Here is a 22,746-nt window from a genome sequence, read left to right as displayed (position 1 = left end):
ATTGTTAGAAAATTATGGAAAAGTTTTTTTGAAATAAATATAATGAACGTACAAATTAAATGTTGGCATTGTTTTACATGATAGGAAAGGTATTCAAATGTTTTTAAGGTAGGAAGAGGAGACATACATAGTTTATATGTTGGTTTGTTTGGATTTTTGACTGGATGATCATTCAGTAAATTTCTTATACGTATAATGATGAACCGTTCCTTTGGAAACTACCAATCCTCACTCTTAATGATGTAAATTAATTTTCCTGTTCGAAATGGAAAGTACAATGCAAATGCCGTAGTAATAAGTCAAGAAATCTGGGGAGGAGTGGGATATCGTATATGAACATATGGAGGCGAAAAAAGAAGCTAAGAAGACAAAAATCCTTTTTAGTACTGTTGATGCTTTTATTAGTGTTCGCGGATATACCTATCAGTTTTATTGGCAACATGACGATGCATGCGGAGACAGATTCTATGCCGAAAGATACAGGCGCAGATTCTACAACAGAACAACCGAAAGGTACAGGGATAGACTCTATAACAGAACAGCCGAAAGATATAGAGATAGGTTCTGTAAAAGAGCTGCCTAATCCAGAAACTGTGAAAGATTTTGATCCGGGTCCACCTTATAGGAAAAATGTAGCAAAGGATATTCCTGCGGAGGTAAAAGAAGAACGAATTGGGACATCTTCTTGGATAAAGGATATTGCACCAGCAAGTTTGGTGGACAATACATGTGTTCAGCAAAATAGAGTGATACTTAAAAATGGTGGATTTGAAAAGCCAAAAATAACGAAAGACTTCTTTATTGATCAAGATAAAGTAGAGGGATGGAGAACAACAGATAGTTATAAAGTAATAGAGATTTGGAGAACGAGAGATAGAATACCATTACCTTCACCACTTCCAGCAGAAGGAGAGCAATTTGCCGAACTAAATGCAAGGGAGCCGGGTATGTTATATCAAGATGTGAAAACGACTCCGGGACAAACGATATATTGGCGATTAGCTCATAGAGGACGAGATGGAAAAGACACGATGCGAGTTCGTATTGGATCAGCAAGTGCGAATATTGGTTCCTTACCTACTATTCAAACGATGGAAGATGATAATAAAGCGTGGGGCCGCTATAGCGGGACGTATACAGTTCCAGCAGGTCAAACGTTAACTCGATTTGGTTTTGAGGCTGTAAAAACATACGGAAATGTTCTATCTGTAGGAAATTTCCTAGATGATATTTTCCTTGGAACAGAACCTTGTGTTACGGCAACAAAATCTGTAAGCCCAGAAGGGAAAGTGTATGCGGGGGATGAGTTGACGTATACGGTGAACGTTAAAAATCACGGTGGAGATGTTGCCGGAGAAGCGATGTTCACTGACATGATTCCAAATGGAACCGAATATGTACCTGGTTCTATAAAAGTAAAAGCCAATGGAACCGAAAAGGCTATAACAGATGCAGAAGATAATGATGCAGGCTTTTATAAGGATAAGAAGGTTACTGTTAAATTAGGAGACGTACAAAATACGGAAGAGGATCCAAATGGAATTACAGTTCAATTTAAAGTAAGGGCTTTACCAAGTTATATTGGAAAGCAAGTTACGAATAAGGCAAGGATAGATTATGGCAACTTGTTGAAGGGCTCAAAAGAATATACAAACTCCAATGAAGTTGTAAACGAGGTTATTGCAAGAAATCCTGAAATAGAGTCAGTTAAAGAAGTGAAAAATGTACAAGGTAAGAGTAGGTATGAAGTCGGAGATACAATTGAATACACAGTTAAAATGCGTAACAAAATTGAAAATAGCATTGCGAAAAAGATTGTAATAGAAGATCCATTACCAAGTGGAGTAGATTATGTACCAGGAACGATTAAGGTAGATGGAAAAGCGGTGACGGATGCCGTAGACCAAGATAGCGGCCATTATACGACAGGGAAAGTAATTGGGAATTTAGGCGATATTACAGATACAGGGTGGCATACAGTTACCTTCCAAGCGAAAGTAAAATCAGATCAATTAGATAAGACTATTCGTAACGTAGGAAAAATAACAGGTGAGAATATTGCGCCGCAAGAACCAGAAAAATCTATTGTAATAGAACCGAAAGATCCGAAGTTAGAAACGGTAAAAGAAGCGAAGAATTTACAGCAAGGTAAGAGCGTATATGAAGCCGGAGATATGATTGAATATACAGTAAAGATGCGTAATAACATGGCAAGTAGCATGATAAAAAACGCTATTATTGAGGATCCGTTACCAGAAGGTATGGAATATGTACCAGGAACAATTCGAGTAGATGGCAAAGCGGTAACAGATGCCGAAGATACTGACAGCGGTCATTATAAGGTTGGAAAAGTAATAGGGAAACTCGGAGACATTCGAGATACAGAGTGGCATACAGTAGTGTTCCATGTGAAAGTGAAGACAGACCAAGCAGGGAAAGAAATCGTAAATAAAGCTAAGGTAACAGGAGAAAACATTACACCGCAGGAACCTGAAAAACTAGTGAAAGTAGATTATAAGAATCCGAAAGTAGAATCAGCGAAAGAAGTAAAGAACTTACAACAAGGTAAGAAGTATGAAGTAAAGGATGCGATTGAATATACGATCAAGGTTCGTAATACGGTCAAAGATAGCATCATAAAAAATACTTTAGTAGCAGACCAATTGCCAGAAGGTGTGGAATATGTACCAGGAACAATTCGAGTAGATGGAAAGGTAGTAACAGATGCCGAAGATACTGACAGCGGTCATTATAAGGCTGGAAAAGTAATAGGGAAACTCGGAGATATTCAAGACACAGAATGGCATACAATCGTATTTCAAGTGAAGATAAAAGATGGTTATGAAGATAAGAAAATACTGAACGTAGGTACAGTAACAGGAGATAATATTTCTCCCCAAAAACCATCAGTAGAAATAGCGGTGGAACCTCCTCCGTCAGGGAAGATTGAAATTGAAAAAGTAGACGCAAAGGATCATACAGTGAAACTGAAAAATGCAGAATTTCAAATTATTGATAAAGATGGCAAGGTAGTTGGAACTTTAATAACCGACGAAAATGGGAAAGCAATTTCTGAACCGCTAATATTCGGTAAATATGAAATTAAAGAAATAAAAGCACCGACAGGTTACATGGTTTTGAAGGAGTCAATTCAGGTAGAACTTACATCACCTTTGCAAAAGTTGAAAGTAGAGAACAACAAGAGTGAATGGGTTATTCCGAATACAGGAGGACTTGGAACAAACCTCATTTACTTATTTAGCACATTACTCATTGTGTTAACGCTATTTCTCTATTTACGAAAAGGGGACAGTAATTTATAAAATATAAAGGGGGCAATACAAGTATGAAAAAGGTATTTAGTATGGTTTTAGCATTTATATTAATGTTTTCAACGTTGCCAAGCGCATTTGCAGCGAACGAGGTTAAAACGAAGGGATCTTTAACAATTCACAAATATGCGCATGAAAAAGATGGGCAAAAAGGTGAAGAAGGAACTGGTGAACCTGGCCAAAAAGTTCCTGAAGGGGCAACACCTATAAAAGGAGTAAAGTATGAAGTTGTAAAAATTGCAAATTTTAAAGTGATTGAAAGAAATGGAGAAATCGTAAAAGAAGCTGTTGAGAAAGTTAACAATGCAACGCCTATTAGCGACGTAACAGGTGATGATGGTACAGTAACCTTTAAGGACCTTCCAATCGGCCGTTACTTAGTGAAAGAAATTAGTGGTCCAGACAACGTAAATATAAATACGGAACCATATACAATTGATATTCCGATGACTGATAAAGAAGGTAAAAAGTTAAACTATGACGTTCATATTTATCCGAAAAATGAGATTAAGCGTGGAGCAGTAGAATTAACGAAAGTAGACGATACAGGCAAGACATTAAAAGATGTAGAGTTCACGCTATATCATAAAGGGACTGATAAAGTAGTAGTAGATAAAGGGGAGAAAGAATTAAAGGGTTTAAAGACAGATAAGGATGGTAAAATCCGTGTTGACGGTTTATTGTATGGTGAATATTACTTCAAAGAGTCAAAAGCACTAGAAGGATATGTTTTAGATCCTAAAAAATATGAATTCAAAGTTGAAAAATCAGGTGCATTCCCTAAAGATGGTCAAGCAGGTTATGGGGAAATTGTAAAACTAGATAAAATTACAAACTATAAAAAACCGACAATTGATAAGAAAATTAATGGGAATTCAAATAATTTACCAATTAACGTAAATGAGGAATTTGCATACGACATTAAAACGACATTACCAGGTGATATTCATACGTATAAGAAATACGTAATAACAGATAATGTTGATCCAAGATTAACAATTATTGGTACGCCAGTTGTTACAATTGATGGTGAAAAAGTATCTTCTGATGTAGTAAAAGTAACATTAGGTGAAAAGACTCCTGCAGGTCAATTAGTAACAGTTATTGTAGAGAATTTTAAAGCTTTAGAAGGTAAAAAAGAACTACATTTGCAAATTAAAGCGAAAGTAAATGCAGACATTAAAGGTGGAGACAAAATCGAGAATAAAGCAACTATTGACTATGAAACTGGCGATAAAGTAACACCAGAACCAGAGGACAAAACAACAACGCCTCCGGTAACAGTTGTAGTAACATCGGGTGGAATCACATTGAAGAAAATTGACGGTGAAACGAAACAAGCATTACAAGGTGCGAAATTTAAACTGCAAGATAAAGATGGAAACATTGTAAAAGTAAATGGTGTAGATGTAGTCGGTGAATCTGATAAAGATGGTATGATTCGTTGGGGAGAAATTCCTTACGGTGAGTATGAAATCGTCGAAATTGAAGCTCCAACTTATAAGAACGATAAAGGTGAAGTGAAATCTTATCAAAAATTGAGAGAAGCTATTAAAGTAACAATTAACGAAAATAATAAAACAGTAAATTTAACTGTAGAAAATAATAAGAGTGGCTGGATTCTTCCTGCAACAGGTGGAATTGGGACAATCTTCTTCACGGTAGTTGGCCTTGTATTAATGGGTGCAGCGTTTATGTTCTTAAGAAGAAAAGCTCAATAAGCGTATTAGTATAGGGGAAAAGAGGAAGAAAGAATATCTTCCTCTTTTCGCTATTTACGGGCAGTAGTGCGATAAAGTGAAACTTTAATTAGAGTTTTGGGTTGTTCATCCCCCACTGATTATTAGTTGAACCAATCGGGCATTTATGGGCAGTTCATCCCCCACCTAACTTCTTTGCTTTCGCTGAATTTTGATGTGAGGGTCTTACTGCTCGTTAATGCGGGATAAATAAAACCACATATGCATAATAAAGGGGTATATTATGAAACGTAATATTATTTTTGGATGCATCTTTTTAGTGGGACTTAGTATTTTTTTATACCCGACGGTGAGTAATTGGTTAGCGACAAGAGCGCATTATTCTGAAGTAAGTACATATGACAAAAAGGTGAAAGAGCTGCAAAGTGAAGAGATTGAACGTAAAGAAAAAGAAGCGAAAGAATACAATGAGAAACTACAAAATGAGAGACAGACTGTTACAGATCCATTTAGCTCAGAGGGAAGTGGAAATTCTAGTTCTTATGTAGATATGCTGAATGTAGGAGAAGTAATGGGTTATGTAGAAATTCCTAAAATTAATGTGAAGCTTCCTATATATCATGGAACGTCTGAGGAAGTTTTAAGTAGAGGAGTAGGTCATATAGAGAATTCCTCTTTGCCAGTTGGTGGAGATGGAACACATTCTATTTTGACTGGACATAGGGGATTACCATCTGCTGTACTATTTACAGATTTGGATAAATTAGAAGAGTCGGATGTTTTTTATATTCATTCTTTAGATAAAGTATTGGCGTATAAGGTAGATCAAATTAAAGTAGTGCTGCCAGAAGAAACGGATGATTTAACAGTTGCTGGAAATCAAGATTGTGTGACGTTAATTACATGTACGCCATATGGTGTGAACACGCATAGGTTGCTCGTTCGAGGGCACCGTGTTCCGTATGATCAAAAAGAAAAAGAAGAGATTAAGGAAGTTGTTGGAGTAGATAAACGAATGATAGGAGCAGGTGCAATCATTGTAGGCGCATTTATATTCGCTTTATATAGAAGAAAGCAGCGTAAAACGATAGAGAAAATATAAAATGGTTCTCCTTTCAATTTATATGTATGAAAGGAGAACCATTTTTTAATCCTGCTATTTGCGGGTTAATAATCAGTGGGAAATGAACAGCCCCACTGATTAAGGTGTCACTTTATTTTCGCTCCATTACCGCAAAGTAATTATTTTCATTATCAGCAAAGTTGAACGCTCTACCTGTAGGTAAATCTACAACTTGTCCAACTGTAACGTTTTTCTTAGAAAGATCTTTATACAGTTGATCTAAGTTATTAGAGAAGAACATAAGTGAGGGCGTATTTAAGTTTAATTCAGGCTGCATCTTCGCAATTAACGCTTTATCGTGAAGGACGATGCTTGTGCCTCCTTCTTTCGTTGGCGCAATTTCAATCCAGCGAAAGCCTTGTCCGTTATTTTCTTCCGCAATAATTTGGAATCCTACTGTCTCAGTCCAAAATTGTACGGCTTCATCTTGATTATTTACATATAACATGATTTGTCCAATTTGATTAATCATAGGTGTGTCCTACTTTCTTTTCTTGTATGGAATTCTATTATATCAAAGATATGGTTTGAATACCTTTTCGTGATTTTTCCGAAGTACAATCTTAACCCATTTCACATTTGTAGTAGGAGAAGGTCCTGTAATCCACGTATGAAATGGTAGTGTACTGCAAATGACCATTGCTGAAATTGAGATTGTGGCCGTTATTGTAAATAATAATAGGCTATAGAATATTGTGTTTTCTTGCAGTGTGAATAAAGAAAGAAATTTTGTACAAAGTTGCAAGAAGAAAAAGTGAGCTAAATAAGCACCATACGTGTAATTCCCGATAAAGCGTAAAGTTTTATATAAGAAACCGCGTCGCTGTACGATTGTAATAGATAGAACGTAAAGTATGATAATTTCGCATACGATATATAAAAACATAGACGGTTTTAAATAAGTTGAAACGGTTAAATGAATAGAGTTTACTCCGTAAAAACTAAATAACTCATAATTGATGAATAAAAATAAGATAAAAAATAATATTGTGATAAGCGGGATATGTTTCATGACAAATATACGCCAAGTTTTTAGCGCTACAGCAGCGATTCCTCCCATGACGAAATAGAATGAGTAGAAGAAGAAGGAACGATCTGTATAATGTAAAATGGTTGAACTAGTCAATTTCTCTCCATTAAAAATGTAGTGAGAAGAATACCACATTAAGAGGAAATATAGACAAGCAAAGATGGTCATATATTTATATATGTCTTTTTTATTTTCTGTTCGTTTTTGAAACCAATAAAATAGTGTACATAGTAAAGGAAACAATAAGTGAATTTGGAACATCATAATCACGTACCAAAGATGAGGTGCGGCTGTTCCGAGTAATAAACTTTTTATTCCACTTTGTAGTGTAATCATATCGTTTGTTGTTAATAAGTAAAGAATAGACCAGAAGAAATAAGGAATGAGTAAATGTGCGGCTTTTTCATAAATATATTCTGTGTAGGCTAGTTGCTTCGTATATTGCCGAATTAAGTGAAAGCCAACGATAAATATGAATGCAGGTGCTGAAAATTTTGCAAGGTTGAATAGCATGCCCATAATGAGGGATTGCTCAAGTAAGACATTTCCTTGATTCATTGTATATAATAAGGAACTTTGCAAAACGACAGCAAGGAATGCAATGCTTTGCAAAATTTTGAATTCTGGTGCGCTTTGAGTCATAATGTCCATCTCCTTTTCCATACATGATTATAGTACGGAGAATGGATAATGGATGTGGAATATTTGTGAAGATTATAACAAATTTGTGGCAGAATGGATTAACAATAAAAAAGAGGATGCTCGGTTGGAGCATCCTCTTTCTATTTATTAAGCAAATTTGTTTTTGATCCAGTTCTTACCTTCTACAAGGCGAGCTGTCATTACGGCACAAGCGTTATCTGCTGTTACGTTTAACATCGTTGCAGGAGGATCAATGATTGTACTAATTGCTGCGATAATTGGTAATGCTTCTGGCGGGAATCCGTATAGAGAAACGATTAACATTTCACCAATCATACCGCCACCTGGAATAGCGCCCATTACTGTTCCTACTAATAGAGAAACAACAAGTGCGATTGCTAATGTTTTCGGTCCTTCGAATTCCATGTTGAAAATACCGAATAAGAAAGCAATTTTTAAGACGCCGCCTAAAACAGAGCCGTCTTTATGAAGTGTAGATCCAAGTAGCACAACTGTTTCACGAACGTCAGAAGAGATACCCATCTTCTTCGTCGCTTCCAAGTTCGCAGGAATACTAGCAGCACTACTACAAGTTGCTAGTGATGTAACTGTAGGAGAGACCATGTTCTTCCAAAATACTTGTACACCTTGTTTGCGACCTGCAAGGTATGCATAGAACGTGAAGAATACAAAGAAGTAAATTAGAGACGCTGGGTAGTATACCATTGCTGCTCGGAAGTAAGTTCCAAGAAGTTGTGGTCCGAATTCACCAACTAATGCTGCGAAGTAAGCAGCAAGTCCGATTGGAGCGTAGTACATAATGAAAGATACAACTTTCATTGAAATTTCTGCACCAGCTTGTAAGAATGTAGCGAATGGCTTTCCTTTTTCACCAACTGCTGAAGTTGCAACTCCCATTAAAATAGAGAAGAAAATAAGAGCTAACATATTTTCACGAGATAGTAACTTCGAGAAGTCAGATACTGTTAGAATACCAACGATTTGATCTGCAACACTAACAGCTTTGTCAGCTTTGTCAGGTTGTGTTAGTTCTAATACAACACCTTGTGCTGGCGGGAATACTTTCACGACAATAATCATAAAAATAGCAGCTAAAATACTTGTAAATAAGAAAGTCCCAGCCATACTAGACATAATTTTACCGAAACGTTTTAATCCATCCATATTAGCAATAGATGACGCGATGCTAAAGAACACTAGAGGTACAACAATCGTAAACATTAAGTTTAAGAAAATGTCACCAAGCGGCTTTAAAGCAACTGCATCGGCACCCATGAAATAACCAATGAAACCACCAATTAGGATAGAAGATAATAAAATAAGTGGAAAGCGATATGCCTTCATAAATATATCCTCCTATCAATTAAAAAAAATCATACTGAATTATTATAGCGAGTTAGGGTCCTCTTTACTAGGAGAATAATGATAGATGGAATAGCGTGAAAACCGAGAAATTTTTGTTTTTAAGCTCGGCATACAGTAGGAAATCTAGACATATATATTTGTAACCTAGTGGTGGCAAAGGATGCACCGTAACTTAGGTTTGGAAAAAGGGGGAGGGAAAAGGGATGAATATTTTACTTTGCTGTGCAGCGGGAATGTCTTCCAGTTTGATTGTTACAAAAATGGAGAAAGCAGCAGAGGCAAGAGGGATAGAGGTAAAGATTTGGGCAGTCTCAGGTTCTGAAGTAAATAGTCACATAGATGAAGCTGATGTGCTTTTACTTGGACCGCAAGTACGTTATTTATTACCGAAAATGAAAGAGTTATGTAAGGAGAAGGGAGTACCTGTTGATGTCATTCAATCCGTCCATTACGGTCTCTGTAATGGAGAAGCTATCTTGCAAGCAGCTTTGGCAATGAAACCATGAGGAGAGTGGGATAGATGATACGGTTTTTAGAGAAATATGTAATGCCGGTAGCAGGGAAAGTTGCAGAGCAGAGGCATTTGCTAGCAATTCGTGATGGACTCGTATTGACGATGCCTTTCTTAATTATTGGATCATTTTTCCTCATCATTAGTGCTTTACCAATACCAGGTTATAATGATTTTATGGCAGGTTTGTTTGGGGAGAATTGGCAGAGGGCTTTGGGGTATCCAGTTAGTGCAACTTTTAATATAATGGCTTTAATAGCTGTTTTTGGAATCGCTTACAGGTTGGGGGAATATTATAAAGTCGATGCTTTAGCGTCTGGGGCATTGTCACTTGTGACGTTTTTACTTGCGACGCCATTTCAAGTTGCATATATTATACCAAGTACAAAAGAGAGTGTACTTGTAGAAGGTGCTATACCAGCTGCATTAATGGGGAGCCAAGGGTTATTTGTAGCAATGATTATTGCACTTATATCTACTGAACTTTATCGGTTTATTGTACAAAAAAAGATAATTATAAAGATGCCAGAGACAGTTCCACCAGCTGTCACACGTTCATTTGCCGCGCTTGTTCCAGGATTTATTGTTGTAACGGTTATTTGGATTTTACGCTTAATTATAGAAAATACTTCTTTTGGCAGTATCCATAATATTGTGGGGCAAATTTTACAGGAACCACTTAGTGTACTTGGTGCTAGTTTTTGGGGCGCAATAATAGCTGTTATTCTCGTTCATGTTCTTTGGTCATGTGGAATTCATGGAGCTACTATTGTTGGTGGTGTAATGAGTCCGGTTTGGTTGTCGTTAATGGATCAAAACCGAGTTGCTTACCAAGCAGGGCAAGATATACCAAATACGATTACTGCACAGTTTTTTGATTTATGGATTTATATGGGCGGTTCCGGTGCAACACTTGCTTTAGTTGTAGGAATGTTACTATTTGCGCGAAGTCAGCAATTAAAGAGTTTAGGGAGATTGTCAATTGCGCCTGGCATATTTAATATTAATGAGATGGTAACCTTTGGTATGCCGATTGTAATGAACCCAATTTTATTAATTCCATTTATATTGGTTCCGGTTGTGTTAACGATTGTTTCTTACTTTGCGATGGAATGGGGATTAGTTGCTCGCCCGAGTGGAGCTGCTGTACCTTGGACGACACCAATTCTATTTAGTGGATATTTAGGATCGGGTGGCAAAATTTCAGGTGTTATTTTGCAACTCATTAACTTTGCACTGGCGTTTGTCATTTATTTACCGTTCTTAAAAATATGGGATAAACAAAAAGTAGCGGAAGAAAAGGGGGAGTAAAGAACTAAAATGGATACGATAGAAACGAAGGCTTTTCATTTAATTTTGCATGGAGGAAATGCGAGAAGTTGCTCAATGGAAGCGATTGATTGCGCAAAGCGTGGAGAATTTACAGAAGCAGAAGCGAAATTACAAGAAGCGTTAGAGGAATTAAAAGAGGCGCACCGTGTACAAACGGATCTCATACAGAAAGAAGCTGGTGGTGAGAAAACCGAAGTTACTCTTCTGATGGTGCACGCGCAAGATCATTTAATGAATGCAATTACGGTAAAGGAATTAGCGAGTGAATTTGTAGAATTATATAGGAAGATGGCAGCAGCTGAATGAACCTTGCGTATGCAAGGTTTTTTTATTTCATTAAATAAAGGGTAAAAATAATAAATTATTTTTCACTAAAAAATTTTTTAGTGTATTTTTTGAGTTTAAACACAACTAGACAACTAAACACTAATCTATTTTCATACAGTTATGTGTTAAAAGCGTGTTGTTTTATAACACACTGTGTGTTTTTTGAGTAACACACTAATTGAAAGCGTTAACACACAAAGAAAATGCTCGAAAAAGCACTGATTTTAGTGGTTTTAAAAAGTTGGCACGCTAATTGCATTAATAAATAGCGTAAAGAAAAATAAATAAACATAAATTTTTTATACTACACAAGGGGGATTTTCAAATGAATATTTTATTATGTTGTTCAGCAGGGATGTCTACAAGTTTACTAGTTACAAAAATGGAAGCGGCTGCAAAAGCTCGCGGTCTAGAAGGAAAGATTTGGGCTGTATCTGGGGATGCAGTAAAAACGAATATCGATCAAGCAGATGTATTATTACTAGGACCACAAGTTCGTTACATGCTTTCTTCAATGAAAACGCTTGCTGATGAGAGAAACGTTGGAATCGATGTTATTAATCCAATGCACTACGGCATGATGAATGGAGAAGCAGTTTTAGATCACGCATTGACACTTAAAAAATAATTAGGGGGGAAGCGAAATGCAAAAATTTATTGCATTTATGGAGAAATATTTAGTTCCAGTCGCAGGAAGAATCGGATCGCAGCGTCATTTAGTTGCAATCCGTGATGGTTTTATCGCAGTTATGCCTCTTATTTTAGTTGGATCGTTTGCAGTACTTATAAATAATCTACCAGTTGATGCATTCCAAAAACTTATGAAGGGTGCATTTGGGGATGTTTGGAAAGATATCGGCGGTGGTATGTGGACAGGGTCCTTTGCAATATTAGCTCTCATAGCCGCAGTTGGGATAAGTTATAATTTAGCGAAATCTTACGGTGTAGACGCGTTGTCAGCAGCAATTATTACATTCGGTGCATTAATTATTATATCTCCGACAACGCCAAAAGAAGGCGGTATTGATTTAGCTTGGACAGGATCACAAGGTTTATTCGTTTCTATCATTGTAGCTCTTCTTGTAACCGAGGTATTCAGGTTCTTTGTTCAAAGGGATATTACAATTAAGATGCCAGATGGTGTTCCACCAGCAGTAATGAAATCATTCGCAGCATTAGTTCCAGCATTCGTTATTTTAATCGTAACAGCAAGTATTCAGTTAGCTGTGAAATTAGCGGGAACAAGTATTCATAAAATCGTATTTGAAACAATTCAATTACCATTACAAGGTTTAGCAGGTACGTTACCAAGTGCAATTATTATCGCATTACTTATTCACGTATTATGGTTCTTCGGATTACATGGTCCTAATATTATCGGTGGTATTATCGACCCAATTTATTTACCAGCACTAGAAAAGAACATTAAATTATTTAACGATGGTATGTCTGCATATGATGTACCGCACATTTTCACAAAGCCATTCTTTGATGTATACGTATACATCGGCGGATCAGGTGCAACATTAGCATTCTTAGTAGCGGTAATGCTTGTTGCAAAAAGTGCGCAACTTCGTGGTGTAGGTCGCGTATCTATCGGTCCTGGTTTCTTCAATATTAACGAACCAGTTATTTTCGGTACACCAATCGTATTAAATCCAGCGTTAATCATTCCATTCGTACTTACACCGGTTGTATTAGTAATTACTTCTTATACAGCGATTTCTTTAGGGTGGGTACCAAAAACAGTTGCTTTAGTTCCTTGGACAATGCCACCAATCTTTAGTGGTTATCTTGTAGCGGGCGGAAGCATCGCTGGTGCAGCACTACAAGTGGTAAACTTTGCAATCGCGGTAGTAATTTACTATCCATTCGTATTAATGTGTGACCGTACTTATGTACAGGCTGCAAAAGCTGAAACAAAAGGAAGCGACAATTCAGTATCACTTTAAAAAATATTATTCTGGCGAGTTCTTATAGCTCGTCAGAATAATTACCTTTATATCATGTTCAAAAAGATGAAAAACATCTATATGAACACTAAACTATCATTAATAAATTCATACTTTAATAGACATGTTCAAACTGAAGGGGTATTTAAATCGGTTGAACCTTATAGAGAGGGCGGTAATTATGATGACTACAGCAGAACAAATTCCATTTCAATTAATTTTAAATAGTGGTAATGCACGAAGCTTTGCAATGGAGGCACTTCAATTTGCCAAACAGGGGAAAATGGCAGAAGCTGATGAAGCGATGGTAAAGGCGAAAGAAGCGATTAATGAAGCGCATCATTTCCAAACAGAGCTCATACAATCAGAAGCAAGAGGAGAAAAAACAGAGATTAGTGTTCTTTTAATTCATGCACAAGATCATTTAATGAATGCGATTACAGTAAAAGAATTAGCAGCAGAATTTATTGACCTTTATAAAAAGTTAGAAGCGAAAGGGGAATAAAGCATGACTGGAATTAAAATTGCTACAATCGGCGGTGGATCTAGTTATACACCAGAGTTAATTGAAGGATTTATTAAGCGTTATGATGAGCTTCCTGTTCGTGAAATTTGGTTAGTAGATATTGAGGCAGGAAAAGAAAAGTTAGAAATCGTTGGTAACTTAGCGAAACGTATGGTGAAAAAATCTGGTTTACCAATCGAGGTACATTTAACACTTGATCGCCGCGAGGCATTAAAGGATGCTGACTTCGTAACAACGCAGCTTCGCGTAGGTTTATTAGAAGCTCGTGCAAAAGATGAAGCAATCCCATTAAAATATGATGTAATCGGTCAGGAAACAAATGGTCCTGGTGGTTTATTCAAAGCGTTGAGAACGATTCCTGTTATTTTAGATATTTGTAAAGATATGGAGGAGCTCTGTCCAAATGCATGGTTAATTAACTTTGCAAATCCAGCTGGTATGGTAACAGAGGCAGTTCTTCGTTATACAAATATTCAAAGAGTAGTTGGTCTATGTAACGTTCCAATCGGAATCCGCATGGGCCTTGCGAGATTACTTGAAGTAGATGCAAGTCGTGTCCACGTTGATTTCGCAGGTTTAAATCATATGGTATACGGACTAGACGTATATTTAGATGGCGTAAGTGTAATGGACCGTGTGTTAGAGCTTGTGACAGATCCAGAAAAGCAAATTACGATGGAAAATATCGCAGCGCTTAACTGGGAGCCAGATTTTATTCGAGGACTTCGTGCAATTCCATGTCCATACCATCGTTACTACTACAAAACACGTGAAATGTTAGAAGAAGAAAAAGAAGCTTCTGTTGAAAAAGGTACACGTGCAGAAGTAGTAAAACAATTAGAAAATGATTTATTTGAGTTATATAAAGACCCGAACTTAGATATTAAACCACCACAATTAGAAAAACGTGGCGGAGCTTATTATAGTGACGCAGCGTGTAGCTTAATTACGTCTATTTACAATAATAAAGGTGATATCCAGCCTGTTAATACACGAAACAACGGAACAATTGCAAGCTTACCACATGATTCAGCTGTTGAAGTGAACTGTATTATTACGAAAGAAGGCCCAAAACCAATTGCAGTTGGAGATCTTCCCGTACCAGTTCGCGGTTTAGTACAGCAAATTAAATCATTTGAGCGCACAACAATTGAAGCTGCTGTTACAGGGGATTATCATAAAGCGCTGCTTGCTATGACAATTAATCCACTTGTACCATCAGATAAAGTTGCAAAACAAATTTTAGATGAAATGTTGGAAGCACATAAAGAATATCTTCCGCAGTTCTTCAAAAAGGTAGAGAAATAAAGCGGCGCTATTTAGCCCGCTTTTTTTATTCTATTAGGAGGTATTAGAATGATTAAGTTAATTGTAAACGCAGATGATTTCGGTCTTACAGAAGGTACAAATTACGGCATTATTGATGGACATATAAATGGACTTGTAAATTCAACGACGATGATGATGAATATGCCAGGAACAGAGCATGCGGTACGCTTAGCGAAAGAGTATAACCTACTCGGAGTAGGTGTACATCTCGTATTAACGGCAGGAGAACCACTTCTTGGAGACGTACCATCACTTGTAGGTAGCGACGGATCGTTTCATAAACAAAGTGTTGTAAGGGAAGGGAATATAAATCCAGAAGAAGTTGAGAGAGAATGGACTGCTCAAATTGAGAAGTTTTTATCTTACGGATTAACACCAACTCATTTAGATAGTCATCATCACGTGCATGGATTGCCAATTTTGCACGATGTTCTTGAGAGATTAGCTGCAAAATATAATGTTCCAATTCGTCGTTGTGAGGAAGAGCGAGCAGTACGCCCATTTTCCGACGTGTTCTACAGTGACTTTTACGCAGATGGTGTGACGGAAGATTACTTTGTGAAGTTACAAGAAAGAGTACAAGGTGAACAAACGGTAGAAATTATGGTTCATCCAGCTTATATTGATCCAGAGCTTGTGAAGCGTTCTTCTTACGTAATGGATCGTGTGAAAGAATTGCGTATTTTAACAGAAAGCGAGTTGCCTGAAGGAATAGAGCTTGTGAAGTTTTAATAGAAAAACGACGGCTATATAATGCCGTCGTTTTTTATTTACAAAATGGATAGAATATATCCGCCAAAGGCTCCGATTATAACGATAACCCAAGGTGGTGTTTTCCAAAAAGCGAGCAAGCAAAATAGAAGAGATGCAAAAACAAAATCTACAGCGTTCATAATTGTGCTTGTCCAAATAGGATCATAAAAAGCTGCTAGTAAAATACCGACAACGGCTGCATTGACTCCAAGTAGTGCGCCTTGTATGTAAGATATTTTTCTCACACTGTTCCAAAACGGTAAAACACCAATAACGAGCAGGAAGGCAGGGAGAAAGATTGCAATTGTTGCAAGTATGGCCCCAAGCGTCCCGTTTAACACTGCTCCTATATAAGAGGCGAATGTAAATAGTGGTCCTGGTACTGCTTGTGTTAATCCGTATCCAGCTAGGAACTGTTCTTTCGTCATCATGCCGTTTTGTACGAACTCACCTTCAAGAAGGGGCAGCACGACGTGTCCTCCTCCAAATACAAGTGCGCCAGAGCGATAGAAACTATCAAATAAAGCGATGTAATAAGAGAACGGTCTTAATATTGGTAGCAGCAGTAATAGTCCGAAGAATAAGATGAGACAAGAAACTGCTATCTTTTTTGAAATAGGTACTTTTATATGTTGAGATTGGCTAATTGGTTGATTGCGATATAAAAACCAGCCGATAAAGCCAGATATTATAATGAGAATGACTTGTGTCCAGCTGTTTGGCCATAGTAAAGCGATTGCGGCAGTTACAATTGCGATGGTCGCACGATTTCGGTCTGGCGTTAATTTTTGTGCCATTCCCCATATGGCATGAGCAACAATAGCGACTGCTACAAGTTTTAGTCCATGAATCCAGCCAGCACTTCCAAGATCGAACTGATTAAGGAACGAGGCGAAGAAAACCAAAACAAGCACAGACGGTAGCGTGAATCCAATCCATGAAACAATAGCTCCTAATAAACCACCTCTTAGTAATCCAATCCCCATACCGACTTGACTGCTAGCAGGGCCAGGAAGGAATTGGCATAGTGCTACTAAATCTCCATAGCTTCGTTCATCCATCCATTTTCTTTTTTGTATGTATTCATGGTGGAAATAGCTGAGATGGGCGACAGGGCCACCAAATGAAGTAAGCCCTAATTTAAATGAGACGAGAAAAATCTCTAATAATGTGTGAAAAGTGTATTTGTTATTTTTCAAAAGTACCTCCTAGAATGTTTTTCTATGTGCATTATACAAGAGGTAGTAAAGCAAAAGGAACGATTCTAATGTAAAGATTGTGTGAATCTTTTCTTCGTAATTAAAACTTGAAAAAGTCATAAATGATTATGTATAAACCATAAAGTAGTAGAAGTAGTGCTGGGAAATTTATATAAGGAGAATGCCCGTATGACAACACATTTCTTTGCGAGGTTAACAGGTAAGAGGGAAATACCTCCTGTAAATACAGAAGCTTATGGTGTAACAGAGTTTATATTTAGTGATGATTTAAAGAAATTACAATATCGGATCATATTGAAAAATATCGAAAAAGTTACATCATGCCAAATTCATTTAGGGAAAGTGGATCAAATTGGTCCAGTTGTTTTAAATTTGTTTGGTCCGCTAAAGCAAGGTATTAGTGTAAGTGAAGGAGTCGTGACCGGTGTAGTCAATGTGGAGGATTTTGAAGGGCCTTTACAGGGGCGAGCGTTTGATAACTTACTTCAAGAAATCATTCAGGCGAATGTATATGTAAATGTTTATACGAAATCCAATAAGAAGGGCGAAATTAGGGGGAGAATCAGAAAAGTAAAGAAGTAGAAAAAAGGCTGTCCATATTTTGGAACAGCCTTTTCTGCTATAAGGTGCAAATTTTAGCGATTATTGTCGGTATCGATATATTTTGAAAATCGCTGATATAATCCAGGTTACGCCGATATATTTGAAAAATCGCTGATATAATCTGGGTTACGGTCGATATATTAAAAAACTGCCTCGATTAATTTTTTACAGGCTGATTTTTAATGAAGAAGTCCATGACATAAAATACTTCGTCATCAGGTATTTGTATTTCAAATGTATTTTCAATCGGTTGTAATGCTTTTTTCACTTTCATATACATCCAGTATTCATCTTGTCTTCGTTTTTCTTTATCTGGATGAGGGAGGAGGCTTTCTCCTTTTTGAAGACGGTCAACCATACAGCTCATATGCAGAATCACACCCATTAAGCTGTCAGGAGCTAGCTGTAAGGAAATTAATTCTTGAATTGTATTTAATGCGTAACGAATTGTTTTAATAAGTAATGCTCCGTCGTTTCGCTGCATCTGTTGTTCAAGAATATCAGCCATTTTTGCATATGTTTCTTCATACGTAATTAGTTCTTGAATTGGCTGAATCGCTGTGTAGTTTACAATGTCTTGGAAATGATATGTTAAGCAGGGTACTTGCACATCGAAATTCGTGACGATACAAATGATATTTCGCTCTTTTTTTATGTTCTCAATCATTTTCGTTAAATCTTTTTCATGGACGATACTAATCGGAATAATTTCAATTAAGTCTTTGTCAAATCGCAAATAGTTTTCTAACATTTTTTGAATAGCTAATGCACTGCCTTCCCCAGTTAAACAAGCTGTTAAAATAACAGATTTCATTGGTGATAGTGGCTTTTTCTTTTCTTCTTGTACGTTCAAGTAAAACGGTGTTAAGTTCTTCACTGTTTCATATAATGCATCTAATGAGTAGCCAAGCTGAGCTTTTCGAGCTGCTTCTAGTGCATGTGGAGTGCTTGTCATGGAAAGAACACGTACCGGAATTTTGAACTCAGTTTCTAATATATCACCAATATAAGCGAGCGAGCCCATATCAACGAGTAAAAGAAGTCCATTTACATTTTGGAGTGTTTTCATATACACTTTCACACGCTCTAAGAAATCTTTCGGCGATTCATGTAACGGCATATCGATACCGGTTACTTCCTCAATGCCGAGCAACTCGTTTGCGACGTTTGCCATTTCTGTTGCGATGCCGTTGCCGTGTGCTAATATTAATACTTTTACTTCTGTTTGTGAGGCAGGAATTGGATCAACAACGAAGAACATTGTTAAAAAGCCTGCTTCATCGATAGGCATTGTTATTTGTAATTCGTCTTCCAGTAGTTGAATGCATTGCATAGCTACGGAAAAAGCTTCTTTATATTTCGTACGAATTTGATTTAATTGTGGGTGATGAATTTGTTTTCCTGCTTGCAAACGTTGTAGAGTTGTCTGTACATGTAAACTTAAAGCGAGAAATACTTTTTCATCAAACGTCTTGGATAAATGCTTTTCAGCAAGTTCCGCAATTTTTTCACAAACGGAAACGATATTACGATCCACAATTTTAAAAACATTTTCATGACTTGTCTTTTTTGATATTTGGTTAAAATATTGTACGAAAAAGCTTTGAAGATCATTTTCTATTAGTAATTCTAATTCGTCCTCTTCAATACCGCGAGCTTGAAGTTCTTCATATTTATAATCAATATAATCGTAAATAGAAGACTGTTTTTCATTTTCTGTTTTATGATTACTCCAACCTTCATCACCTGTAAATACAAATGTTTCATTTGGTATTTGGTATAGATGACGGCTCTTTCTTTCAATGAATAACCCTTCCTTCATATACCAAGGTAAATCTGTACTTGAAACATAGACAGAGTCACGTTTCTTTGTCACGAAGTCAGAATAGGCTTTCGCACAGGCAATTTGTACATCCGTTTTTAATTGACCGATGTTATTGGGACAATTGTAAAAGACGAAAGCACGCATTGTATTCGGACTAACGTGAATTTCTTTTCGCAGGCGGATTGCTTCATTTGTGAAAAATAGTTGCAGTAAAGCAAATCGTTCTTTATGTGTACGTTCACGAAGTGGTGGCAGCGTGACAGTCATCGGTATACGTCTTGTAAATGTTTTTAATAAAAATGAATTTGGTTCTTCTGTTGTTGCAGTAATGATCAATACGTGTGCTTTACGCTCGTTTTCTGTTTCTCCAAGGCGGCGGTATACCCCGCGGTCAATAAAGGTGAAAAGCATTTCTTGTCCCTCTGGAGGAAGGCGATGTACTTCATCTAAGAAAAGGATTCCTTCATGTGCTTTTTCAATTAACCCTTTTTGATCACTTGCCCCTGTATAAGCTCCTTTTTTAATCCCAAATAATTGCCCCAGTAGTAGCTGTGGATTATTTGCGTAATCAGCACAGTTAAAGACGATAAATGGTGCATTTTTAGGAAGCTGTTCAACTTCAATTGCATATTCGTGCATTAAAGAAGCGAACATAGATTTTCCGACTCCTGTTTCTCCTAGCAGTAAAGTATGCATGCCGTTTGGAGGGTAGAGAATCGAAGCTTTCGCTTTTTCGATTGCGATTTTAAGGCTTGTATTTTCAATTGCAAATGTATCTAATGAAGTCATTTCCTTTGAATGCGTTTCCAACGAAGCGTTCGTTTCTATATAAAAACGAACAGGACGCGTATTTGTTTTTAATAAACGTTTATCTTTTACAAGTTTGTTTAAGTCGCTACTTACATTAGCGCGATCTAGTTGCAACAGGGTAGCGAGTTCTGATGCGGTTACACCTTCTATATAATTGCCTTCTTGTATTGCGTTAAAAATGAGATCTATTCGTTTCATTTCTATTCACCTCGAAACTTCATCACTATTTAAAATTTTACACAAAAATGGGAAGGGTGGGAAGAGAAAAATAAAACAGCTTTAGCACATAGGCACTAAAGCTGTTACAATCTTGTGTCTTTCCAAAAGTTCACTTCGAGGTGAGAAGATGGATTATAGGGAAGAAGTTTGTATCCTTGTGACTGTAAGTAATCAATTACTTTGGGCAATATTTGTACGGTTACACTCGAATCATGCATTAAAATCACTTCGACTTGTTCATCGCTCTGATTACGTACTCTTTCTAGTATGGCAGAAGGATTGTCATAGCTTTTCCAGTCATATGTATCGATTGTCCAATCCCACATTTTATACTGGGCGGATACAAGTGCATCACGGTAATTCTTTTTTAAGTAAGGCATGCTACCATACGGGACACGAACGAGATGTGTATTTAATTTTGTAACTTGCTGAACAATATTTTGTGTTTGTTCCATTTCTGTAATTAAAGTGGATGGATCACCAGTGTAAAGGCGTTTTACATCGTGTGACATACTGTGAAGTCCGATATAATGCCCCTCTTTAATTAATCGTTGCATTGTTTTTTTATAATGTGGCACTTTTCCACCAATAACAAAGAAAGTTGCTTTTCCGTTCTTTTCTTTTAAGATGTTTAAAATTTGCGTAGTATATTTGTTTGGTCCGTCATCAAATGTTAAGTACGCGATTTTTTGGATAGGAGAGGTAGTTTCAGTATTTGAATGATGTTCAGCAGGGATCATTGTAGTTGCTCCTGCATGAGATGACGCGTACATAGTAATCGTTAAAAATAAAATAATGTATTGAAATACTCGCTTGATCATAACATTCACCCTCAGTTTGACAATCAAGATGTAAAAAAGAAAATATAATCCTTTTCTTATTATGTATATCTTTCTCCAATAGTGGGACTCTCAAACAAACTATATTTTGGAAATATGAAATGAGGAGTAAAAAATAAAAAATAGCATCCTCTTATAAGAAAGAGGATGCTATTTGAATATTTCATAATTGTAAAGGCTATACTACAATTAGTCTTCGCGTTTTTTCACTTTTTTATAAAAGGAAATAAGTGGTTTGTAACGTTCATGTACAAGCCCAATTACTTCAGCAATAATTTCTGTAAAGAAGATTAAAACGAAAAGAAGAATAATGGATAACCATAATGTCGCACTAGAGAAAATGATTGCATTTACACTAAAGAAAATACCGAATGCGTATATAATTAGTACCGTTTTACGATGAGAGAAGCCCATTGCAAGTAAACGGTGATGTAAATGCGATTTATCTGGTGCTGAAATAGGTTTTTTATTTACGATACGGCGGATAATTGCAAATGTCGTATCAAATACGGGTACGCCTAAAATGATAACTGGAACGATAAAGCTGAATAACGTTACACTTTTGTATAATCCGAGTAACGATATAACAGAAATACAGTATCCTAAAAATAGTGCACCTGTATCTCCCATGAAAATTTTTGCTGGATGGAAGTTGTAGAATAAAAATCCAATTGTACTTGCTAATGTAATTAATGCTAGTGGTAAAATAATAGCGGCTCCAGTGCCCCATGGGCTAGTGAAGGCCATATATGCTAGCGTTGCAAGTACGATAGATGAAATACCAGCAGATAACCCATCTAAGCCATCAATTAAGTTGATTGCATTTGTAATACCTACAATCCAAAATACTGTAATTGGATAAGCAAGCCATCCGAGTTCAGTATCCCCGAGGATTGGAATATATAATACTTGCACTAATAATCCACTTTTTACAATCATCATGGCAACTAATAGTTGTCCACCGAATTTTACCTTCGCAGATAACTCGTACATATCATCTAAAATACCGATGATTACAATGATAATCGCACCTAGCGTTATCGATAACATTCTTTGTTCATATAAGCCGCCGACAACAAATCCTACAGCTACACCAATAAATATCGCTAATCCGCCAAGACGAGGCATAATCTTTTGGTGTACTTTACGAGCGTTTGGCTTATCTGTTGCTCCTATTTTAAAAGCTAACTTAATAACTAAAGGAGTAACGATGAGTACAGTGATGAAAGATGCCAAAATGGCATAAATCACTTGTGAGTCCATTAATACCCCACCCTTTTATAGTCT

General features: G+C 36.7%; 19 protein-coding genes. 12 read left to right on the top strand and 7 right to left on the bottom strand.

What is annotated here, in order from left to right:
* Nucleotides 1–332 precede the first annotated feature (332 nt).
* The 3 genes from KVT31_RS14165 (at nucleotide 333) to KVT31_RS14155 (ending at nucleotide 6,134) form a co-directional block, all read left to right on the top strand.
* The gene (locus KVT31_RS14165; RefSeq protein ID WP_088098424.1) at nucleotides 333–3,323 is read left to right on the top strand and encodes an isopeptide-forming domain-containing fimbrial protein; all 2,991 of its coding nucleotides are present in this window, start codon (nucleotides 333–335) and stop codon (nucleotides 3,321–3,323) included.
* Between the two features lie 23 nt (nucleotides 3,324–3,346).
* Entirely contained in the window at nucleotides 3,347–5,053 is a 1,707-nt protein-coding gene (locus KVT31_RS14160; RefSeq protein WP_088098423.1) for a SpaH/EbpB family LPXTG-anchored major pilin, read from the top strand.
* Between the two features lie 262 nt (nucleotides 5,054–5,315).
* Complete coding sequence (locus KVT31_RS14155) at nucleotides 5,316–6,134, top strand: class C sortase (RefSeq protein ID WP_088098422.1); 819 nt, start codon at nucleotides 5,316–5,318, stop codon at nucleotides 6,132–6,134.
* Between the two features lie 112 nt (nucleotides 6,135–6,246).
* Here the strand turns inward: KVT31_RS14155 and KVT31_RS14150 are convergent, their stop codons facing one another.
* The 3 genes from KVT31_RS14150 to KVT31_RS14140 all read right to left on the bottom strand — a co-directional run bounded on the left by KVT31_RS14150 (nucleotide 6,247) and on the right by KVT31_RS14140 (nucleotide 9,192).
* Nucleotides 6,247–6,627: a VOC family protein gene (locus tag KVT31_RS14150; protein ID WP_088098421.1), complete on the bottom strand. Its 381-nt coding sequence runs from the start codon at nucleotides 6,625–6,627 to the stop codon at nucleotides 6,247–6,249.
* Nucleotides 6,628–6,669: 42 nt separating this feature from the next.
* Complete coding sequence (locus tag KVT31_RS14145; protein ID WP_088098420.1) at nucleotides 6,670–7,827, bottom strand: acyltransferase family protein; 1,158 nt, start codon at nucleotides 7,825–7,827, stop codon at nucleotides 6,670–6,672.
* Between the two features lie 147 nt (nucleotides 7,828–7,974).
* A complete protein-coding gene (locus KVT31_RS14140) occupies nucleotides 7,975–9,192 on the bottom strand; it encodes a dicarboxylate/amino acid:cation symporter (RefSeq protein ID WP_029441009.1) in 1,218 nt (405 codons plus the stop codon).
* Between the two features lie 224 nt (nucleotides 9,193–9,416).
* Between KVT31_RS14140 and KVT31_RS14135 the strand changes: the two genes are divergently transcribed.
* The 8 genes from KVT31_RS14135 (at nucleotide 9,417) to chbG (ending at nucleotide 15,922) form a co-directional block, all read left to right on the top strand.
* A complete protein-coding gene (locus tag KVT31_RS14135) occupies nucleotides 9,417–9,719 on the top strand; it encodes a PTS sugar transporter subunit IIB (RefSeq protein WP_088098419.1) in 303 nt (100 codons plus the stop codon).
* A 14-nt stretch (nucleotides 9,720–9,733) separates the two neighbouring features.
* Nucleotides 9,734–11,035: a PTS cellobiose transporter subunit IIC gene (celB, locus tag KVT31_RS14130; RefSeq protein WP_088098418.1), complete on the top strand. Its 1,302-nt coding sequence runs from the start codon at nucleotides 9,734–9,736 to the stop codon at nucleotides 11,033–11,035.
* A gap of 9 nt (nucleotides 11,036–11,044) precedes the next feature.
* Nucleotides 11,045–11,362 carry a PTS sugar transporter subunit IIA gene (locus KVT31_RS14125; protein WP_088098417.1) on the top strand — a complete coding sequence of 106 codons (318 nt, stop codon included), beginning with the start codon at nucleotides 11,045–11,047 and terminating at the stop codon, nucleotides 11,360–11,362.
* A gap of 346 nt (nucleotides 11,363–11,708) precedes the next feature.
* On the top strand, nucleotides 11,709–12,011 hold the full coding sequence (locus KVT31_RS14120; RefSeq protein ID WP_001023569.1) for a PTS sugar transporter subunit IIB: 303 nt from the start codon (nucleotides 11,709–11,711) through the stop codon (nucleotides 12,009–12,011).
* A gap of 16 nt (nucleotides 12,012–12,027) precedes the next feature.
* Nucleotides 12,028–13,335: a PTS cellobiose transporter subunit IIC gene (celB, locus tag KVT31_RS14115; RefSeq protein ID WP_001168854.1), complete on the top strand. Its 1,308-nt coding sequence runs from the start codon at nucleotides 12,028–12,030 to the stop codon at nucleotides 13,333–13,335.
* A gap of 181 nt (nucleotides 13,336–13,516) precedes the next feature.
* Nucleotides 13,517–13,840: a PTS lactose/cellobiose transporter subunit IIA gene (locus KVT31_RS14110; protein WP_000989050.1), complete on the top strand. Its 324-nt coding sequence runs from the start codon at nucleotides 13,517–13,519 to the stop codon at nucleotides 13,838–13,840.
* A 3-nt stretch (nucleotides 13,841–13,843) separates the two neighbouring features.
* Entirely contained in the window at nucleotides 13,844–15,169 is a 1,326-nt protein-coding gene (gene celF / locus KVT31_RS14105) for a 6-phospho-beta-glucosidase (RefSeq protein WP_000145762.1), read from the top strand.
* Between the two features lie 48 nt (nucleotides 15,170–15,217).
* Nucleotides 15,218–15,922 carry a chitin disaccharide deacetylase gene (gene chbG, locus KVT31_RS14100; protein WP_088098416.1) on the top strand — a complete coding sequence of 235 codons (705 nt, stop codon included), beginning with the start codon at nucleotides 15,218–15,220 and terminating at the stop codon, nucleotides 15,920–15,922.
* A 38-nt stretch (nucleotides 15,923–15,960) separates the two neighbouring features.
* Here chbG and KVT31_RS14095 read toward each other — a convergent pair whose 3' ends face one another.
* Nucleotides 15,961–17,142: a chromate transporter gene (locus KVT31_RS14095; protein WP_088098415.1), complete on the bottom strand. Its 1,182-nt coding sequence runs from the start codon at nucleotides 17,140–17,142 to the stop codon at nucleotides 15,961–15,963.
* Between the two features lie 189 nt (nucleotides 17,143–17,331).
* On the opposite strand from KVT31_RS14095, the gene exsM reads away from it, so the two are divergent.
* On the top strand, nucleotides 17,332–17,745 hold the full coding sequence (gene exsM, locus KVT31_RS14090) for an exosporium regulatory protein ExsM (RefSeq protein WP_088098414.1): 414 nt from the start codon (nucleotides 17,332–17,334) through the stop codon (nucleotides 17,743–17,745).
* A 178-nt stretch (nucleotides 17,746–17,923) separates the two neighbouring features.
* Here exsM and KVT31_RS14085 read toward each other — a convergent pair whose 3' ends face one another.
* From KVT31_RS14085 to KVT31_RS14075, 3 genes are all read right to left on the bottom strand, one after another.
* Nucleotides 17,924–20,599, bottom strand: a complete 2,676-nt coding sequence (locus KVT31_RS14085; protein WP_088098413.1) for a sigma-54-dependent transcriptional regulator — start codon at nucleotides 20,597–20,599, stop codon at nucleotides 17,924–17,926.
* Between the two features lie 104 nt (nucleotides 20,600–20,703).
* A complete protein-coding gene (locus tag KVT31_RS14080; protein WP_088098412.1) occupies nucleotides 20,704–21,441 on the bottom strand; it encodes a polysaccharide deacetylase family protein in 738 nt (245 codons plus the stop codon).
* Nucleotides 21,442–21,648: 207 nt separating this feature from the next.
* Nucleotides 21,649–22,722 carry a glycosyltransferase family 4 protein gene (locus KVT31_RS14075; protein WP_076541576.1) on the bottom strand — a complete coding sequence of 358 codons (1,074 nt, stop codon included), beginning with the start codon at nucleotides 22,720–22,722 and terminating at the stop codon, nucleotides 21,649–21,651.
* Between the last annotated feature and the right edge of the window lie 24 nt (nucleotides 22,723–22,746).

The organism is Bacillus sp. GbtcB14 (assembly GCF_019091205.1).
GTDB classification, from domain to species: Bacteria; Bacillota; Bacilli; order Bacillales; family Bacillaceae_G; genus Bacillus_A; species Bacillus_A cereus_AG.
The sequence above is the reverse complement of the archived record's forward strand: the minus strand, read 5'-3'. Positions and strand labels throughout refer to the sequence as shown.

Excerpts from the sequence above, each read along its gene's own strand:
- KVT31_RS14165 (WP_088098424.1), top strand. The coding sequence starts at position 333 with ATGAACATATGGAGGCGAAAAAAGAAGCTAAGAAGACAAAAATCCTTT.
- KVT31_RS14160 (WP_088098423.1), top strand. The coding sequence starts at position 3,347 with ATGAAAAAGGTATTTAGTATGGTTTTAGCATTTATATTAATGTTTTCA.
- KVT31_RS14155 (WP_088098422.1), top strand. The coding sequence starts at position 5,316 with ATGAAACGTAATATTATTTTTGGATGCATCTTTTTAGTGGGACTTAGT.
- KVT31_RS14150 (WP_088098421.1), bottom strand. The coding sequence starts at position 6,627 with ATGATTAATCAAATTGGACAAATCATGTTATATGTAAATAATCAAGAT.
- KVT31_RS14145 (WP_088098420.1), bottom strand. The coding sequence starts at position 7,827 with ATGACTCAAAGCGCACCAGAATTCAAAATTTTGCAAAGCATTGCATTC.
- KVT31_RS14140 (WP_029441009.1), bottom strand. The coding sequence starts at position 9,192 with ATGAAGGCATATCGCTTTCCACTTATTTTATTATCTTCTATCCTAATT.
- KVT31_RS14135 (WP_088098419.1), top strand. The coding sequence starts at position 9,417 with ATGAATATTTTACTTTGCTGTGCAGCGGGAATGTCTTCCAGTTTGATT.
- celB (WP_088098418.1), top strand. The coding sequence starts at position 9,734 with ATGATACGGTTTTTAGAGAAATATGTAATGCCGGTAGCAGGGAAAGTT.
- KVT31_RS14125 (WP_088098417.1), top strand. The coding sequence starts at position 11,045 with ATGGATACGATAGAAACGAAGGCTTTTCATTTAATTTTGCATGGAGGA.
- KVT31_RS14120 (WP_001023569.1), top strand. The coding sequence starts at position 11,709 with ATGAATATTTTATTATGTTGTTCAGCAGGGATGTCTACAAGTTTACTA.
- celB (WP_001168854.1), top strand. The coding sequence starts at position 12,028 with ATGCAAAAATTTATTGCATTTATGGAGAAATATTTAGTTCCAGTCGCA.
- KVT31_RS14110 (WP_000989050.1), top strand. The coding sequence starts at position 13,517 with ATGATGACTACAGCAGAACAAATTCCATTTCAATTAATTTTAAATAGT.
- celF (WP_000145762.1), top strand. The coding sequence starts at position 13,844 with ATGACTGGAATTAAAATTGCTACAATCGGCGGTGGATCTAGTTATACA.
- chbG (WP_088098416.1), top strand. The coding sequence starts at position 15,218 with ATGATTAAGTTAATTGTAAACGCAGATGATTTCGGTCTTACAGAAGGT.
- exsM (WP_088098414.1), top strand. The coding sequence starts at position 17,332 with ATGACAACACATTTCTTTGCGAGGTTAACAGGTAAGAGGGAAATACCT.
- KVT31_RS14085 (WP_088098413.1), bottom strand. The coding sequence starts at position 20,599 with ATGAAACGAATAGATCTCATTTTTAACGCAATACAAGAAGGCAATTAT.
- KVT31_RS14080 (WP_088098412.1), bottom strand. The coding sequence starts at position 21,441 with ATGATCAAGCGAGTATTTCAATACATTATTTTATTTTTAACGATTACT.
- KVT31_RS14075 (WP_076541576.1), bottom strand. The coding sequence starts at position 22,722 with ATGGACTCACAAGTGATTTATGCCATTTTGGCATCTTTCATCACTGTA.